We start from the raw sequence: 16,950 nt of genomic DNA on the forward strand, positions 1-16,950 counted from the left end.
GCCCGGCCCTTAGCTGCGCAGTGGGCTGCCCTGCGCTGCTCAGAGGGGGGAAGACAAATACCTCGTGCCAAACGGTTTTCGGGTTTGGCTGTTGGCTGTTTCCACCGACCCCTTCGGCCAGAACGTAGATCGCCCGCAGGGACTGAGCCCGGACACAGGGCAGCCCACTGCGGGCTGGCCTGTGCCTGGCGAAGGGCTTGGCGAATGCAAGCGCCAAGCCAGAACTCCCGGCTGGGCCTGGCCGGAAAACCGAAGCAGCGAACAAGCATCACCGCTCCTGCTTCCTCAACAACACCATCGCCGTGCCAAGGATCACCGGCACCGCAATGGCCAACGGCCACAAGCTGCTCCACAGATCCGGCAACGCCAGCGCCTTGCTGAACGCCCCCCGGCTGATGGTCAGGAAATGCGCCGCCGGATAGACCCGACCAACAACGGCCCCCACGCCCTCCAGCGACGACACCGGATCGATCAACCCAGCAAATTGCACGCAGGGAATCAGCGTGCCGATCATCGTGACGAACAGCGCCGCGATCTGGCTGCGCGTGAAGGTGGAGGCCAGCAGCCCCAGGCCCGTCGCGGCCACGACGTAGAGCAGCGCCGCCAACGACAGCGCCGCGAGGCTGCCCTTCAGCGGCACGCCGAACACCGTCACCGCCAGCGCCACCAGCAGGAAGAAATTCAGCATCGCCAGCAGCACATAGGGCAGCTGCTTGCCGAGCAGGAACTCGCTGCGCCGCACCGGCGTCACATAGAGGTTGAGGATGGAACCCAGCTCCTTCTCGCGCACCACGGACAGCGCCGTCAGCATCGCCGGGATCATCATCAGCAGCATCGGGATGACGGCCGGCACCATGGCCGGCAGGCTTTTCACGTCGGGGTTGTAGCGATAGCGCAGCTCGACATGGCTGGGCGCGGCCAGCGCCACGCCGAGGCGCTCGCGCGCCATCTCCACGAGCCAGAGCTGGTGCATGGCCTGCACATAGCCGCGCGAGGTTTCGCCGCGCGTCGGCATCGCGCCGTCCACCCAGACGCCGATCTGCGCAGCGTGGCCGCGCGCCACGTCGCGCGCGAAGCCGTGCGGAATCTCGATGGCCATGGCCAGCTCGCCGGCGCGCATGCGGCGGTCCAGGTCGGCGTGGTCGCGCAGCGGCGCCTGCTCCAGGAAATAGCGCGAACCGGCCAGGCGCTGGGCGTAGTTCTGGCTCAGGCCGGTCTGGTCCTGGTCCAGCACGGCGAAGCGCAGGTTCTCGACGTCCAGGCTGATGCCGTAGCCGATGATGAACATCAGGATGGCCGTGCCCAGCAGCGCCAGCGTCGCGCGCACCGGGTCGCGCCGCAGTTCCAGCGCCTCGCGCAGGCTGTAGCTCCAGGCCCGTGTGAGGCTGAAGCGCCGGCTCGGCGGCGGCGGCGTCGAGGCCGCGGGCGCCGCTTCGACGGCATCGGCCACCGCCGCTTCGCCGGTGGCCTCCTGCAGATAGGCGATGAAGGCCTGCTCCAGGCTGGCCGCACCGCGCGCGGCCTGGATGGCGGCCGGCGTGTCGCTGACCAGCACCTTGCCCGCATGCATCAGCGAGATGCGGTCGCAGCGCAGGGCCTCGTTCATGAAATGGGTGGAGATGAAGATGGTCACGCCGTCGCGCCGGGCCAGCTCCACCATCAGCTGCCAGAACATGTCGCGCGCAACCGGGTCCACGCCCGAGGTCGGCTCGTCGAGGATGAGCAGCTCGGGGCGGTGCACCATGGCCACGGCCAGCGACAGGCGCTGGCGCATGCCCAGCGGCAGGGCCTCGGGCAGGCTGTGCTGCACGGCCTCCAGCCCGAAGCGCTGCAGCATCTCGTCGACGCGCACCTCCAGCCCCGCCGCGGGCACGGCGAACAGGCGCGCATGCAGCACCAGGTTCTGGCGCACGCTGAGCTCGCCGTAGAGCGAGAAGGCCTGGGTCATGTAGCCGACGCGCTGGCGGGTCTGCAGGTCGCGCGGGTCCACCTCGCGGCCGAACAGCCAGGCCCGGCCCTCGCTGGCGCTGAGCAGGCCGGTCAGCATCTTCATCGTCGTCGACTTGCCGCAGCCGTTGGAGCCGAGGAAGCCGAAGATCTCGCCGCGGCGGATGCGGAAGTCGACATGGTCCACCGCCGTGAAATCGCCGAAGCGCATCGTCAGGCCCTGCGCCTCGATGGCGGGCGCCTCGTCCGCGCCCGCGGCCAGCAGCGGCACGATGACCTCGCGGTGGCCGCGCCGCTTCTCCTCGGGCAGCAGCGCGATGAAGGCCTGCTCCAGCGAGGCGTGGGCGCCGCGCAGCTCGGCCGGCGTGCCGGTGGCCAGCACGCGGCCGGCGTCCATCGCGACCAGCCAATCGAAAGCCTCGGCCTCCTCCATGTAGGCCGTCGCGACGATAACGCTCATGCCGGACCGCTGCGCGCGGATGCGGCCGATCAGCTGCCAGAACTGCGCGCGCGACAGCGGGTCCACGCCGGTGGTGGGTTCGTCGAGGATGAGGAGGTCGGGGTCGTGGATCAGCGCGCAGCACAGGCCGAGCTTCTGCTTCATGCCGCCCGACAGCTTGCCCGCCGGCCGCGCCAGGAAGGGCAGCAGGCCTGTGCTGCCGCAGAGCTCGTCGATGCGGCGCCGCCGCTCGGCCGCGCCATGGCCGAACAGGCGGCCGAAGAACTGGAGGTTCTCCTCCACCGACAGCGTCGGGTAGAGGTTGCGGCCCAGGCCCTGCGGCATGTAGGCGATGCGCGGGCAGACCCGCTCGCGGTGGGCGCGCGCGGCCATGTCGCCGCCCAGCACCTCCAGCCGCCCGTGCTGCAGCGCACGCGCGCCGGCGATCAGCGACAGCAGGCTGGACTTGCCCACGCCGTCCGGCCCGATCAGGCCCAGCATGCGGCCGGCCGGCAGCTCCAGCGTGACGTCGGCCAGCGCCTGCGTCGCGCCGTAGCGCAGGCTCAAGCCCTGCAGGCGTGCCAGCGTCATCAGTCGACCACCTTGGCCAGCGTGGCGGGCCAGGGCTGCTGAGCGTCCAGCCGCACCCAGGCCACGCCAGGCAGGCCGGTCTTGACCTGCTCGGCATGCTTGCGCAGCAGCTCGGGCGCGATCTGGGCGCGCACGCGGAACATCAGCTTCTGGCGCTCGCTGGCCGTCTCCACCGTCTTGGGCGTGAACTGGGCCGTGCTGGCGACGAAGGACACCTTGGCCGGGATGACCAGGCCGGGCGCAGCGTCCAGCACCAGACGCACCTCGCTGCCCAGGGCCAGCCGGCCGGCCACGGCCTCGGGCAGGAAGAAGCTCATGTAGACGTCGCTGAGGTCGACGAGGTTGAGCACCTTGCCGCCGGCGCCCAGCACCTCGCCGGCCTCGGCGATGCGGTATTGCACGCGGCCGGCGCGCGGCGCCGTCAGCACCGCGTCGTCGAGGTCGGCCTTGACGCGGTCCACCGTCGCGCTGCCGGCCTTGACCGTGGCCTGCATGCCGGTGGCCTGGGTGCGCGCAGCCTCCACCGCCGCCGTGGCTGCTGCCACCTGGGCCTTGGCCGCCGCCAGCGCGGCCTCCACGCTGCGCACGCGGGCGCGGTCGTCGTCCAGCTCCTGCTCGGACGACGCGCCCTCCTGGGCCAGCGCCTGCGAGCGCGCCAGGCGCCGGCTCGCCGCGTCCAGCTCGGCCTCGCGCTGGGCCACGACGGCCTGGGCGGCGCGGCGGTCGCTCTCGCGCACGGCGATCTGGGCCTGGGCGCTGTCGACGCCGGACTCGGCCTGCTTGAGCCGCGCCTGGGCCTCAGCGTACTGGGCCTCCAGGCTCTGCACCTGCAGGCGTGCCAACGGCTGGCCGGCGGCGACGAAGTCGCCCTCCCCCGCCATCACGGCCTGCAGGCGGCCGGGCAGCTTGGTGGCGATGTCGATCTCGGTGGCCTCGATGCGGCCATTGCCCTGCACGAAGGCCTCGCCCGGGCCCTGCGGGCGCAGCCGGGTCCAGCCCCAGCCGGCCAGGGCCAGCACGACCAGGCCGACCGCGGCAGGCAGCAGGAGCTTCTTCACGGAGGGGGCGGTCATGGCAGGTTTCCCTTGGGTTCTTCGTTGGCCGGGTTGACGAGATCGCCGCCGCCGAGGGCGGCATAGAGGCTGGCCTGGCTGGCCAGCAGTGCGCGCCTGGCCTGCACCTGCTGCTGCTCGGCGGCAAGCAGGTCGCGCTGCGCGTCCAGCACCTCGAGGAAGGCAGCGGCGCCGGTGTCATAGCGGCGCAGCGCCAGGCGGGCGCGCTCGGCCTGGGCGGCCAGGGTCTGGCCGGCGATGGCCAGTTGCTCGGCGTAGCGCTGGCGGGCCGACAGCGCATCGTTGACGTCGCGCAGTGCCTGCTGGGCTGTGCGTTCATAGGCCAGCAGGGCCTGGCGGCGGCGTGCCTGCTGCACGGCCAGGGCCTGCTCGCGGCGGCCGCCGTCGAGCAGCGGCAGGGCCACGTCGGGCGTCACGGTCCAGGCGCTGCTGCCGGCCTTGAGCAGGCCCGACAGCTCGGCGCTGGCGCTGCCGAAGGCGGCTGTCAGGCTGATGCGCGGCAGATAGGCGGCGCGGGCTGCTTCCACATTGGCGTCGGCCGCGCGCAGCTGGTGCTCGGCGGTGATCAGGTCGGGGCGCTGGCGCAGCAGCCCGGCCGGCAGGCCGGCACGCAGCGGCGGCAATTCGGCGAGGCGCGGCTCGCCCGGTGCGGGCGCGCCGCCGATCAGCAGGGTCAGGGCCTGCCACTGCGCCTCGCGCTGCTGCTGCAGCTGCGACACGAGGGCCGCCGCCTGGGTCTGCAACAGCTGCACTTGCGTGAGGGCCAGGCGCGAGGTGGCGCCGAGCTCGACGCGGCGCGTGAAGATGCGCAGGCTCTCCTCGCGGCTGTCCAGCGCGCGGCGGGCCAGGCGCAGGCGTTCGTCCAGCTCGGCCAGCTGCAGCCAGGTCTGCGCGACCTGGTGGATCAGCGACAGCGTGACGGCTTGCGCCGCCGCGTCGCTGGCCAGCCAGGCCTGGCGGGCGGCTGTGTCGAGGCTGGCCAAGCGGCCCCACAGGTCCAGCTCCCAGCTGGCCAGGCCAAGACCGAACTGGAACTGGTCGCCCAGCAGCGGCCGGCGCGTCAGATTGAGGTCGGCCGGCACACGGGCGCGCTGGCCCTGCAGGTCGAGGGCGATCTGCGGCGCGCGCTGGCTGGCCTGCAGGCCGGCGAGGGCACGGGCCTCATCCAGCCGCGCCAGCGCCAGCGCGCGGTCGCGGTTGTGGGCCAGGGCCTGCTCGATCTGGGCCTGCAGGGCCGGGTCGGCGAAGTAGTCGCGCCAGGCCGGCGGCGCGACGGCGGCGTCGCCCGCGTCGCTCGCGTAGCGCGCCGGCAGGCCGGGGTCCGCAGCGGGCTGCGGCGTCAGCGGCGCGCAGCCAGCAAGGAGCGCGGCCAGGGCGGCCGGAAGGATCAGTCGCATGGCTTCATCCAAGAATGTGCAGGCCACCGTCGACGTAGAGCACGTTGCCGGTCAGCGCCCGGCCCGGCGGGCTGACGAGGAAGCGGCACAGCGCGCCGACCTCGGCGGCATCGACCAGGCGGCGCAGCGGCGCGCGCTCGCGCGCGCTTTCCAGCAGCTCGTCGAAGCGCGGCAGGCCCGAGGCCGCGCGCGTGGCGATGGGGCCCGGCGACACCGCATTGACGCTGATGCCGCGCGGGCCCAGCTCGGCGGCCAGATAGCGCACGCTGGACTCCAGCGCGGCCTTGACCGGCCCCATCAGCCCGTAGTTGGCGACGACCTCCTCGGCGCCGAGGTAGCTCATCGTGACGATGCTGCCGCCACCCGCCATCAGCGGCTCGGCCAGCCGGGCCATGCGCAGCAGCGAGTGGCAGGACACATCCATCGCGCGTGCGAAGCCGGCGGCGCTGCTGTCGACGACGCGGCCTTGCAGATCGTCACGCGGCGCGAAGGCGATGGAATGGACGAGAAAGTCCAGCCCGCCCCAGTGCTGGGCGATGGCCTCGAAGACGGCCTCCAGCTGGCCGGGCTGCTCGACATCCAGCGGCAGGCGCAGCGGCGCGGCGATCCTTTCGGCCAGCGGCTCGACGAAGGGCCGGGCCTTGTCGTTCAGCCAGGTCAGGGCCAGCTCGGCGCCGGCCTCGTGGCAGGCCTGGGCGCAACCCCAGGCGATGCTGTGCTCGTTGGCCACGCCGACGACGAGGCCGCGCAGGCCCCTCAGCTCATCGGTCATGTCAGCGCTCCAGCACGTACTGACCGGGCGCGTCGCCGAGCACCGGCGCGGCCTTGGCGCCCATGCGCGGCGGCTTCACACGCGGCCCGCCGCGTTCGTCGGCCAGCCATTGGCCCCAGGCCGGCCACCAGGAGCCCTCGGTGACGGGCGTGCCGTCAAACCAGTCCTGCGGCGCGACATAGGGCTGGCCCGGCGCGGCCGTCGCGGCGCGGAAGTGGCGATGGCCCTGGCCCGGCGGGCTGACGATGCCGGCGTTGTGGCCGCCGCTGGTCAGCACGAAGCGGATCTCGGCCGGGCAGAGGTGGTGCAGCTTGTAGACCGAGCGCCAGGGCGCGACATGGTCGGTCTCGGTGCCGACGACGAACATCGGCAGCTGCAGGTCGCTCAATGCCACGGCACGGCCGCCGGCGAGGTAGCGGCCCTCGGCCAAGTCGTTGCGCAGGAAGAGCTGGCGCAGGTAGTCGCCGTGCATGCGCGCCGGCATGCGCGTGGCGTCGGCGTTCCAGGCCATCAGCGCGTTCAGCGCCGGGCGCTCGCCGAGCAGGTATTCCTGCACCATGCGCGACCACAGCAGGTCGTAGGAGCGCAGCATCTGGAAGGCGCCGGCCATCTGGTCGGCGCGCAGATAGCCGCGCTGCTGCATCTGCGCCTCCAGCAGGCTGAGCTGGCTCTCGTCGATGAAAAGGCCGAGCTCGCCGGGCTCGCTGAAGTCGGTCTGGGCCGCGAACAGGGTCAGCGAGGCCAGGCGCTCGTCGCCGTCGCGCGCCATCGCGGCAGCGGCGATGGAGAGCAGCGTGCCGCCCAGGCAATAGCCCACGCCATGCACCTTGCGGCCCGGCAGGATGGCGTTGACGGCGCGCAGCGCATCGGCGATGCCCAGGCGCAGATAGTCGTCCATGCCCAGCTCGCGCTGCTCGGCGCCGGGGTTCTTCCAGGAGATGGCGAACACCGTGTGGCCCTGCTGCACAAGGTATTCGATCAGCGAGCTGCCGGGCGCCAGGTCGAGGATGTAGTACTTCATGATCCAGGCCGGCACGATGAGCAGGGGTTCGGCCTGCACGCTGGCGGTCTGCGGTGCGTACTGGATCAGCTCCATCAGCTCGTTGCGCCAGACCACCTTGCCCGGCGTCAGGGCCAGGTTGCGGCCGACGGCGAAGTCCTCGCTGCCGGCCGGCGGCGCGCCTGTCAGCAGGCGCTGCACGTCGTCCACCCAGTCCTGGGCGCCGCGCAGGAAGTTCATGCCGCCCTCGGCCAGCGTGCGGCGCAACACCTCGGGGTTGCTCCAAGGCAGGTTGGCCGGCGAGCCCATGTCCAGCAGCTGGCGGGCCCAGAAGGCAACCAACTCGCCATGGTGCTTGTCGACGCCCCAGACATCGCGCGTGGCCTCGGCCCACCAGGCCTCCTGCAGCACGAAGGCCTGCTGCATCACGCTGAAGGGCCATTGCTGCCAGCCGGGCGCGGCGAAGCGGCGGTCGGGCAGCGGCGGCTGCGGCGTGCCGGCCAGGGCCAAGCCGCTGGCCTGCAGCCAGCCGTCGCGGGCATAGGCGGCCAGCTCCGCCGCCTGCTGCTGGGCCAGCGCGGCCAGCTCCTGGCGCCGGCCCGGCGACAGGCCCAGGTGCGCGGCCCAGTCCACCAGGGCCAGGGCCGGCGACACGACGGACAGCGAGCGCGTCCAGCGCGCCAGCGCGGCATGGAATTGCTCGTCCAGCCGCTGGCTCGGGCTGTCTGTTTCGGGGCTGCGCATCGGTCCTCCCTGGGTTCATCGGCCGGGTCGAAGCAACCCGCTCGACGGCCAATGTAGGCAGATGCGCACGACTCAAGCTTGACCCAGGTCAAGCTAACGACCGGCCAGTCGGTATCTACTGATCGTCATCAAGGAGACATCGACATGGACGCACAGATTGCCGCGCCGGCACGGCGCGAAGGCACGCGTCTGCGCCTGCCGCCGGCCGTGCGCAGCCAGCAGATCCTGGACGCGGCGCTGGCCGTGTTCGCCGAGCGCGGCTATGCGGCCGCGCGCATGGACGACATCGCGTTGCGCGCCGGCCTGTCCAAGGGCGGGCTGTACGCGCATTTCGCGAGCAAGGACGAGGTCTTCGAGGCGTTGCTGTCACGCGTGCTGGTGGCGCCCGAACTGGGCGAGCCGCCGGCCGCGGCCCTGGGCAGCGAGGCGCTGGTCGACTGGCTGCTCGACGAGCTCGACGCCAGCCTGGGCCGCCCCGAGCTGCGCGCCGTGCTGCGCCTGCTGGTGTCCGAGGCCGAGCGCGTGCCGGCCATGGTGGCGCGCTGGCGCAGCACCGTCATCGAGCCCTTTCTCAGCGCCGTGGGCGAGCTGCTGGCCCGGCATCTGGGCGGCCAGCGGCCGGGCGCAGCGCCGCCGCTGCTGGCGCGCGAGCCCTGGCTGGCACTGTCACCGGCCGTGCATGCGCTGCTGATGCAGCTGGTGCTGCCCCAGGACCTGCTCTACCCGCCGCAGCGCGTCCGGCAGGCGCACCGCGAGCTGTTGCTGCTCATGCTGGCGCAGGGTTGAGGATGTTTCCGGGCCGAGCGCCGGGCCGCCCCAAGCCGGCCCGCGTCGGCGATGTGCCTGGCGGTCGAACCGCCTGGCATCGCCGCCCCCTCATGGGGCGGACCAGCGTACCCGCTGGGCCGGGGGCTTCAGTTCAAGCCGTACCGCCGACGGTCAGGCCGTCGATGCGCAGCGTCGGCTGGCCGACGCCGACCGGCACGCTCTGGCCTTCCTTGCCGCAGACGCCGACGCCGGTGTCCAACTGCATGTCGTTGCCGATCATGCTGACGCGGGTCAGCGCGTCCGGGCCGTTGCCGATGATGGTGGCACCCTTGACGGGGTACTGGATCCTGCCGTTCTCGACCCAGTAGGCCTCGCTGGCAGAGAACACGAACTTGCCGCTCGTGATGTCGACCTGGCCGCCGCCGAAATTGGTCGCGTACAGGCCCTTCTTGATCGACGCGACGATTTCCTTGGGGTCGTCCTTGCCGCCGAGCATGTAGGTGTTGGTCATGCGTGGCATCGGCACATGGGCATAGCTCTCGCGGCGGCCGTTGCCGGTGGGGGCGACCTTCATCAGCCGCGCGTTCATCGCGTCCTGGATATAGCCCTTCAGGATGCCGTCCTCGATCAGCACATTGCGCTGGCTGGCACAGCCCTCGTCGTCGACGTTCAGCGAGCCGCGGCGGTCGGGGAGGGTGCCGTCGTCCAGCACCGTGACGCCCCTGGCGGCCACGCGCTGGCCGATGCGGCCGGCGAAGGCACTGGAGCCCTTGCGGTTGAAATCACCTTCCAGGCCGTGGCCGACGGCCTCGTGCAGCAGCACGCCGGGCCAGCCGGGACCGACGACGACGGTCATCTCGCCGGCCGGCGCGGGGCGGCTGTCGAGGTTGGTCAGCGCGGCATGCACGGCATGCTCGACATAGCTGGCGATCATCTCGTCGGTGAAATAGGCCAGGCCGAAGCGGCCGCCCCCGCCGCCCGAGCCGATCTCGCGGCGGCCGTTGCTCTCGGCGATGACGGTGATGGACAGGCGCACCAGCGGGCGCACGTCGGCGGCCAGTGTGCCGTCGGCGCGCGCGATCAGCACCACCTCGTGCTCGGCGGCCAGGCCGGCCATGACCTGCGCGACGCGCGGGTCCTTGGCACGGGCCATCTTCTCGGCGCGCTCCAGCAGGGCCACCTTGGCGGCGCTGTCCAGGCTGGCGATGGGGTCGGCCACGCCATACAGCTCGCGGCTGCCGGCCACGCGGCCCTGCGACGGCACCTTGACCTTGCGGCTCTGGCCGGCCGCGGCGATGGTGCGCACGGTGCGGGCAGCATCCAGCAGGGAGTCCAGCGAGATGTCGTCGGAGTAGGCGAAGGCGGTCTTTTCGCCGGCCACGGCGCGCACGCCCACGCCCTGGTCGATGCTGAAGCTGCCGCTCTTGACGATGCCCTCCTCCAGGCTCCAGCCCTCGGCGCGGGTGGTCTGGAAATAGAGGTCGGCGTCGTCGACCCGATGCTCGGTGATGAGGCGCAGCGCCTGCGCGAGCGAGGCCTCGGTCAGGCCGGAGGGCTCCAGCAGCGCGGTGCGGGCAGTGGCAAGACGGGCAAGGGTGGGTTCGACGGCGATCATGGGCGAATTCTGCGTCAAGGCGGGGCGAAGGCCGCCGCCAGGGCATCGAAGACCCGGCGCAGCCGCTGGGTGTCGCGCAGTTCGCGGTGCGCGGTCAGCCACATCGGCAGCGGCGGGATAGCCACCTCGGCGAGCACGCGCTCCAGGCCCGGGTCGCGCGCCGCCAGCGCCTCCATGCCGACGCAGATGCCGGCCCCGGCGCGGCAGGCCTCCCAGTTGACGAGGGGCTGGTCGCAGCGCCAGGCGAAGAAGCCCGCATCGACGGCGAAGCCCGCGGCCCGAAAGCCGTCCATCAGCTGGGTGCCGCGGTCCTGCCCGAGCCAGACATGCCCGGCCATCGTCTCGCGCGTGGGCCGCCCGCGGCGGGCCAGGTAGTCGCGGTGGGCGAACAGGCCGAGCGGCCAGTCGCGCAGGCGGCGCGCGATCAGCGTCCCACCCTCGGGGCGGGCCATGCGCAGCGCGATGTCGGCATTGCGGGCCACCAGGTCCTGCACGGAATCGGTCGCGACAAGCTCGATCTGCACCTCGGGATGCCGGGCCTGGAAGGCCGCCAGCACCGGTGGCAGGAAATGGGCGCTGATGACCTCGCTGGCCGTCAGGCGCACGGTGCCGGCGAGGGCCTCGTCCTGCGCGGCCAGCACGAGGCTCAACCCCTGGGCCGCATCGCGCATCTGGCGCGCCGCTGGCAGCAGGACCTCGCCGCGGGCGGTCAGGCGCAGGCCACGCGCATGACGTTCGAACAACGCCACGCCAACTGCGGCTTCCAGCGCCGCCAGCTGGCGCGAGAGCGTCGGCTGGGTCTGGCCCAGGCGGCGCGCGGCGGCCGCAGTCGAGCCGCCCTCGGCCAGCGCAAGAAACAGCTGCCATTGATCCCAGCTCGGCTCCATCGATGCAATTTTGCATTGCAACTATTCACGATAAAACATTTTCGAATTCGTTGCCGCTGGGCACAGTGAGCCCACACGACAGGAGAACCTCATGCCTACCGTCCTCATCCTCGGCGCCGCCGGCCGCATCGGGCGCAGCCTCGCTCTCGCCTTCGCCCGCGCCGGCTGGCGCACCCTCGCAGTGGCGCGCCGGCCGCTGCCGCAGGAGCTCGCAGGCGTCGAAGCGCTGCGGCTGGACGCCTTGCAGGTCGACGAACTGGTGGCCGCCGCAGCGGGGGCGAGCGTGGTCGTCAACGCGCTGAACGCGCCCTACCACCGCTGGGACGAGCTGGCCCTGCCCCTGGCCCGCGCGGCCCAGGCCGTGGCGCTGCGCCTGGGCGCGCTGCTGATGCTGCCGGGCAATGTCTACAGCTTCGGCCGCGAGCTGCCGGCCGTGCTGAAGCCCGACACGCCCGAAGCCGGTAACACGCCCAAGGCCCGGCTGCGCATCGAGATGGAGGCCGGGATGGCGGCCACGCCTGGGCTGGACTCGGTGGTGATCCGGGCCGGCGACTTCTTCGGCGGCAGCGGCACCGGGTCCTGGTTCGACCTTGCCGTCACCAGCCGCCTGCACCGTGGCCGCGTCGTCTACCCCGGCCGCACGGATGTGGCCCACGCCTGGGCCTATCTGCCCGACCTGGCCCAGGCCTTCGTCGCCGTCGCCGGGCGGCGCGCGCAGCTGAAAGGACACCGCCGCCTGCACTTCGAAGGCCACACGCTGACCGGCGCCCAGCTCACCGAAGCGCTCGCCACGGCCTGCCGGCGTCCGCTGCGTACGGCCGGCCTGCCCTGGGGTCTGATCCGCCTGGCCTCACCCCTGGTGCCCAGCTGGCGCGCCATCCTCGAGATGCGCTATCTGTGGGAGCGCCCGCACCGGCTCGACGGCCTGGCGCTCCAAGCCCTCGCCGGCCCCTTGCCCGCGACACCGCTGCACGAGGCGCTGGCCGCGGCTCTCGCCCCGGCGGGGCAGCCGCCCGGCGCCAAGGCTCAGCCTTCGCGCTTCAGCAGCAGGCCGGCGTCGTAAAGCGCATTGCGCGGTGCGCCGCTGATCTGCGCGGCCAGGGCCACGGCCTGCTTCAGCGGCAGCTCGGCCACCAGCAGGCCCAGCACGCGCAGCGCCTCGGCGGGCAGCCCGCCCTCGGCCGCGGCGGCCGGCGCGCGGGCATGCAGCACAAGGACGAACTCGCCGCGCTGGCGCTGAGCGTCCGCCGCCAGCCAGGCCGGCAGCGTGGCGGCCTCGGCCGTGTGGATGCTCTCGAACTGCTTAGTCAGCTCGCGGCAGACGCTGACGCGGCGCTCGGGCGCCAGCTCGGCCAGCAGCGCGATCAGGTCCAGGATGCGATGCGGCGCCTCGAAGACGACCTGGCTCTGGCCCTCGACGGCCAGCAGCGCCTGCAACGCCGTGCGGCGCTCGCCGGCCTTGGTCGGCAAAAAGCCCGCGAACGCTCAGCGTGGCCGCCGTGTCGCCCGCCACGCTGAGCGCCGTGACGGCGCTGCTCGGCCCCGGCAGCGGCAGCACGCGGTAGCCGGCCGCCACGGCCTGCTGGACCAGTACGGCGCCGGGGTCTGAGATGGCCGGTGTGCCGGCGTCCGACGCATAGGCCACGCGCTCGCCGGCGGCCAACCGCGCGAGCACCGCGGCGCTGGCCTCGCGCTCGTTGTGCTGGTGCAGCGCGATCAGCGGCTTGTGCAGGCCGAGGTGGCGCAGCAGCGCGCCACCCTGGCGGGTGTCCTCGCAGGCCAGCGCGTCGGCCAACCCGAGCAGGTGGATGGCGCGCAGGCTCAGGTCGGCCAGGTTGCCGATGGGCGTCGCGACGAGATAGAGGGTGGCGGCCGGATACTGCTGGCCGCCGGCCGCGGCCGCGGCGGCCTGGCGGATCAGGGAGGCGTCAATGTTCAACTGGGGCTCTCGTTCAAAACCGGCGACCAAGGTGTCAGGCGATGCGGCCGAGGACGCCGCGCTGGCCCATCTGCAGCGCGCGGGGCTGCGCCTGCTGGAGAGGAATTATCGAGTCGCCGCCGGCCCCAGCCGCCGCGCCGGCGAGGTGGACCTGATCCTGCGGGACCGCGACGGCACCCTGGTCTTCGTCGAGGTGCGCGCGCGGGGCCGATGCCACGCACGGCGGCGCCGCGGCCAGCGTGACGCCCGCCAAGCAGCAGCGCCTGATCTACGCGGCCCGGCACCATCTGCAGCGCCATGCCAGCCCGCCGCCCTGCCGCTTCGACGTGGTGGCCATAGACGGGGCCGAACTCACCTGGTTGCAAGCTGCCTTCGATGCGCCTACGGGCTGACCCTATGATTCCGCTCCAATGATCGAGCAACGCATCCAGCAACAGTTCTTCGAAAGCGCCGACCTGCTCTACCAGGCCGCCGAACAACTGGCCCGCCCCCTGGCAATGGCCGCGCAGATGGTGGTGGACGCCATCACCGGCGGCAACCGCATCCTCTGCGCCGCACATGGCCTCGCGGCGCTGGACGCCGACTACCTCGCCGCCCGCCTGGCCGGCCGCTTCGAGCAGGAGCGCCCCGGCCTGGCCGCCTGGAGTCTGGCCGCCCAGGCGCGCGAGGCTGCCGGCCTGGACATCGCCCGGCTGCTGCAGGCCCACGGCCACCCGGGCGACGTGCTCGTGATGATCGAGCCGCTGCGCGAGCAGCGCGACGCCTGGCAGCCGGCCCTGGCCGTGGCCCATGCGCAGGAGATGAGCATCATCGCCCTCACCGCCCAGCCGCCCGGGGCCGCCGACGAGTGGCGCGGCCTGCTGCAGGACACCGACATCCAGATCCGTGTCAGCCACGGCCGCGAGCCGCGCGTTGTAGAGGCCCAGCGCGTGCTGCTGCATGCATTGGCCGACGCCGTCGACCTGCAACTGCTCGGCAGCGACGAATAACCCCTTGCATGGAATCCAGATGAAGAAGCTCTCCCTGACCCTGACCGCCGCCGTCCTCGCCAGCACCCTGGCCACCGGCTGCGCCCCGCTGATCATCGGCGGCGCCATGGTGGGCGGCGTCTCCGTCGCCACTGACCGCCGCACCTCGGGTACCCAACTCGAGGACGAGACCATCGAGGTCAAGGCCGGGGCCCGCATCCGCGAGCGGCTGGGCGAGAAGGTCCACGCCACGGTCAACAGCTACAACCGCGTCGCCCTGGTCACCGGCGAGGCCACCACCGAGGAAGCCCGCGCCGCGCTGGACGGCATCGTCGGCGGCGTCGAGAACGTCAGCAAGGTGCTGAACGAGGTGGCCATCGGCCCGGCCAGCTCGCTGAGCAGCCGTTCCAACGATGTCGTCATCCAGGGCAAGGTCAAGGCCAAGCTGATCGATGCGCGCGACCTGCTGAGCAATGCCTTCTACATCGTCGTCGAGCGCGGCAATGTCTATCTGATGGGCCGCGTGACCGAACGCGAGGCCGACCGCGCCACCGAGATCGCGCGCCAGATCAGCGGCGTGAACAAGGTCGTGAAGGCGTTCGAGATCATCAGCGAGGACGAGCTCGCGCGATATAGCAAGCCCCCCGTCCAGCGCTGAAGCGCTGACCGGCCCCCCGAAGGGGCGCGGATGCTCGCGGGCGTGGCCCGCTCGCACATCCGCTCAAACCGACCTTGGGGCGGCCCGGCGGCCGGTTTGAGTTCGGGTCAGAGTCGCTTGATCAGCGAAGAGGTGTCCCAGCGGTTGCCGCCCAGCGCCTGCACGTCGGCATAGAACTGGTCCACCAGCGCCGTCAGCGGCAGGCGCGAGCCGTTGCGGCGCGCCTCGTCGAGCACGAGGCCCAGGTCCTTGCGCATCCAGTCCACGGCGAAGCCGAAGTCGAACTGGTCGGCCACCATGGTCTTGCCACGGTTGTCCATCTGCCAGCTCTGGGCCGCACCCTTGCCGATGACGTCCAGCACCTGGACCATGTCCAGGCCGGCGTTCTGCCCGAAGCGCACGGCCTCGGCCAGGCCCTGCACGACGCCGGCGATGCAGATCTGGTTGACCATCTTGGCCAGCTGGCCCGAACCCGGGCCACCGAGCAAGGTCACGGCCTTCGCGAAGCACATCGCCAGGGGCTTCATCGCCTCGAAGGCCGCCGCGTCGCCGCCGCACATCACCGTCAGCGCGCCATTGACCGCGCCAGCCTGGCCACCGGAGACCGGCGCATCGACGAAGGCCACGCCACGCCGGGCCGCCTCGGCATGCAACTCGCGCGCCACGGCCGCCGACGCGGTGGTGTGATCCACGAACACGGCGCCCGAGGCCATGCCGGCCAGCGCGCCGGCGTCGCCCAGCACCACCGAGCGCAAGTCGTCGTCATTGCCGACGCAGCAGAACACGAACTCCGCGCCCTGTGCCGCCTCGGCCGGCGTGGCAGCGAAGCCGCCACCGTATTCGTCCACCCAGGCCCGCGCCTTGGCGGCCGTGCGGTTGTAGACGGTGACCTGGTGGCCGGCGCGCGCCAGATGGCCGGCCATCGGATGGCCCATGACGCCGAGGCCGAGGAAGGCGACGCGGCGGGCGGAAGCGGGTTCGTAGGTGCGGGTGCTCATGGGGTTCAGACAATCGTCAAGTGCTCGGTGCCGGAGGACAGGTCGCCGCTACGGGCACGCTCGCTGTTGAGCTTGATCTGCAGGCGCAGGTCGTTGACCGAGTCGGCGTTGCGCAGCGCGTCTTCGTAGGTGACCTTGCCGGCCTCGTAGAGGTCGAACAGGGCCTGGTCGAAGGTCTGCATGCCCTGCTCGCGCGAGCGCTTCATCAGCTCCTTGATCTCGCTGATCTCGCCCTTGAAGATCAGGTCGGAGATCAGCGGCGTGTTCAGCATGATCTCGACGGCCGCGACGCGGCCCTTGCCCTCGCGGCGCGGCAGCAGGCGCTGGCTGATGAGGGCGCGCATGTTCAGCGACAGGTCCATCAGCAGCTGCTGGCGGCGGTCTTCCGGGAAGAAGTTGATGATGCGGTCCAGCGCCTGGTTGGCGCTGTTGGCATGCAGCGTGGCCATGCACAGATGGCCGGTCTCGGCGAAGGCGATGGCGTGGTCCATGGTCTCGCGGTCGCGCAGTTCGCCCATCAGGATGACGTCGGGCGCTTGGCGCAGCGAGTTCTTCAGCGCGGCCTCCCAGCTGTCGGTGTCCAGGCCCAGCTCGCGCTGGGTGACGATGCAGTTCTTGTGCGGGTGCACGAACTCGATCGGGTCCTCGATGGTCACAATGTGGCCATAGGTCGTCTCGTTGCGTTCGTCGATCATCGCGGCCAGCGAGGTGCTCTTGCCCGAGCCGGTGGCGCCGACGACGATGACCAGGCCGCGCTTGTTCTGCACGATCTCGCGCAGCACCGGTGGCAGGTCCAGCGACTGGATGGTGGGCAGCGTGGACGGGATGGTCCGCAGCACCAGGCCGACCTGGCCCTGCTGCAGGAAGGCGTTCACGCGAAAGCGTCCGACGCCATGCGGCGAGATCGCGAAGTTGCACTCCTTGCTGCGCTCGAAGTCGGCCGCCTGTTTGTCGTTCATGATGGCCCGCGCGAGTTGCAGCGTGTGCTGGCCCGACAGCGGCTGGGGCGAGACCTTGGTCACCTTGCCGTCCACCTTGATGGCGGGCGGGAACTCGGCCGTCAGGAAGAGGTCCGAACCCTTGCGCGACAGCATCAGCCGCAGCAGGTCGTTGATGAATTTCGAGGCCTGGTCGCGTTCCATGAGCGGTCTTTC

Annotated in this window: 13 protein-coding genes and 2 pseudogenes; 5 read left to right on the forward strand and 10 right to left on the reverse strand. The window is 71.8% G+C overall.

Going from position 1 to position 16,950, the window contains the following annotated elements; all coding sequences use genetic code 11:
- Positions 1-268: 268 nt before the first annotated feature.
- The 5 genes from rbbA to EV671_RS05840 are packed head-to-tail and all read right to left on the reverse strand — an operon-like array spanning position 269 to position 7,963.
- On the reverse strand, positions 269-2,977 hold the full coding sequence (rbbA, locus tag EV671_RS05820; RefSeq protein ID WP_132570356.1) for a ribosome-associated ATPase/putative transporter RbbA: 2,709 nt from the start codon (positions 2,975-2,977) through the stop codon (positions 269-271).
- Positions 2,977-4,050: an HlyD family secretion protein gene (locus tag EV671_RS05825; protein ID WP_132570357.1), complete on the reverse strand. Its 1,074-nt coding sequence runs from the start codon at positions 4,048-4,050 to the stop codon at positions 2,977-2,979. Before EV671_RS05825 ends, rbbA begins: the two co-directional genes overlap by 1 nt.
- Positions 4,047-5,447: an efflux transporter outer membrane subunit gene (locus tag EV671_RS05830; protein ID WP_132570358.1), complete on the reverse strand. Its 1,401-nt coding sequence runs from the start codon at positions 5,445-5,447 to the stop codon at positions 4,047-4,049. Before EV671_RS05830 ends, EV671_RS05825 begins: the two co-directional genes overlap by 4 nt.
- A 4-nt stretch (positions 5,448-5,451) precedes the next feature.
- Entirely contained in the window at positions 5,452-6,219 is a 768-nt protein-coding gene (gene fabI, locus EV671_RS05835; RefSeq protein WP_132570359.1) for an enoyl-ACP reductase FabI, read from the reverse strand.
- Position 6,220: 1 nt separating this feature from the next.
- Positions 6,221-7,963: a PHA/PHB synthase family protein gene (locus EV671_RS05840; protein ID WP_132570360.1), complete on the reverse strand. Its 1,743-nt coding sequence runs from the start codon at positions 7,961-7,963 to the stop codon at positions 6,221-6,223.
- A 144-nt stretch (positions 7,964-8,107) separates the two neighbouring features.
- Here EV671_RS05840 and EV671_RS05845 point away from each other — a divergent pair, with 144 nt between their 5' ends.
- Positions 8,108-8,749: a TetR/AcrR family transcriptional regulator gene (locus tag EV671_RS05845; protein WP_132570361.1), complete on the forward strand. Its 642-nt coding sequence runs from the start codon at positions 8,108-8,110 to the stop codon at positions 8,747-8,749.
- Between the two features lie 133 nt (positions 8,750-8,882).
- Here the strand turns inward: EV671_RS05845 and tldD are convergent, their stop codons facing one another.
- Together tldD and EV671_RS05855 are read right to left on the reverse strand one after the other, a co-directional pair.
- Entirely contained in the window at positions 8,883-10,346 is a 1,464-nt protein-coding gene (gene tldD, locus EV671_RS05850; RefSeq protein WP_132570362.1) for a metalloprotease TldD, read from the reverse strand.
- 14 nt (positions 10,347-10,360) lie between these two features.
- Positions 10,361-11,233, reverse strand: a complete 873-nt coding sequence (locus EV671_RS05855) for a LysR family transcriptional regulator (protein ID WP_132570363.1) — start codon at positions 11,231-11,233, stop codon at positions 10,361-10,363.
- 91 nt (positions 11,234-11,324) lie between these two features.
- Here EV671_RS05855 and EV671_RS05860 point away from each other — a divergent pair, with 91 nt between their 5' ends.
- On the forward strand, positions 11,325-12,296 hold the full coding sequence (locus EV671_RS05860) for an NAD(P)H-binding protein (RefSeq protein WP_132570364.1): 972 nt from the start codon (positions 11,325-11,327) through the stop codon (positions 12,294-12,296).
- Here the strand turns inward: EV671_RS05860 and rsmI are convergent.
- Positions 12,260-13,172 (reverse strand): annotated as a pseudogene (rsmI, locus tag EV671_RS05865) (16S rRNA (cytidine(1402)-2'-O)-methyltransferase). The gene EV671_RS05860 and the pseudogene rsmI sit on opposite strands and share 37 nt — an antisense overlap.
- Between rsmI and EV671_RS05870 the strand changes: the two are divergent.
- The 3 genes and pseudogenes from EV671_RS05870 to EV671_RS05880 all read left to right on the forward strand — a co-directional run bounded on the left by EV671_RS05870 (position 13,165) and on the right by EV671_RS05880 (position 14,798).
- A pseudogene (locus tag EV671_RS05870) lies at positions 13,165-13,564 on the forward strand (YraN family protein). The pseudogenes rsmI and EV671_RS05870 sit on opposite strands and share 8 nt — an antisense overlap.
- 18 nt (positions 13,565-13,582) lie before the next feature.
- Positions 13,583-14,161: an SIS domain-containing protein gene (locus EV671_RS05875; RefSeq protein WP_132570365.1), complete on the forward strand. Its 579-nt coding sequence runs from the start codon at positions 13,583-13,585 to the stop codon at positions 14,159-14,161.
- Positions 14,162-14,180: 19 nt separating this feature from the next.
- Positions 14,181-14,798, forward strand: a complete 618-nt coding sequence (locus tag EV671_RS05880; protein WP_132570366.1) for a BON domain-containing protein — start codon at positions 14,181-14,183, stop codon at positions 14,796-14,798.
- A 107-nt stretch (positions 14,799-14,905) separates the two neighbouring features.
- On the opposite strand, the gene EV671_RS05885 is transcribed toward EV671_RS05880, so the two are convergent.
- Positions 14,906-15,796 carry an NAD(P)-dependent oxidoreductase gene (locus EV671_RS05885; RefSeq protein WP_207911097.1) on the reverse strand — a complete coding sequence of 297 codons (891 nt, stop codon included), beginning with the start codon at positions 15,794-15,796 and terminating at the stop codon, positions 14,906-14,908.
- A gap of 5 nt (positions 15,797-15,801) precedes the next feature.
- Entirely contained in the window at positions 15,802-16,938 is a 1,137-nt protein-coding gene (locus EV671_RS05890; RefSeq protein WP_132570368.1) for a PilT/PilU family type 4a pilus ATPase, read from the reverse strand.
- Positions 16,939-16,950 lie beyond the last annotated feature (12 nt).

It is taken from the genome of Roseateles saccharophilus (genome assembly GCF_004342485.1).
GTDB classification, from domain to species: Bacteria; Pseudomonadota; Gammaproteobacteria; order Burkholderiales; family Burkholderiaceae_C; genus Pelomonas; species Pelomonas saccharophila.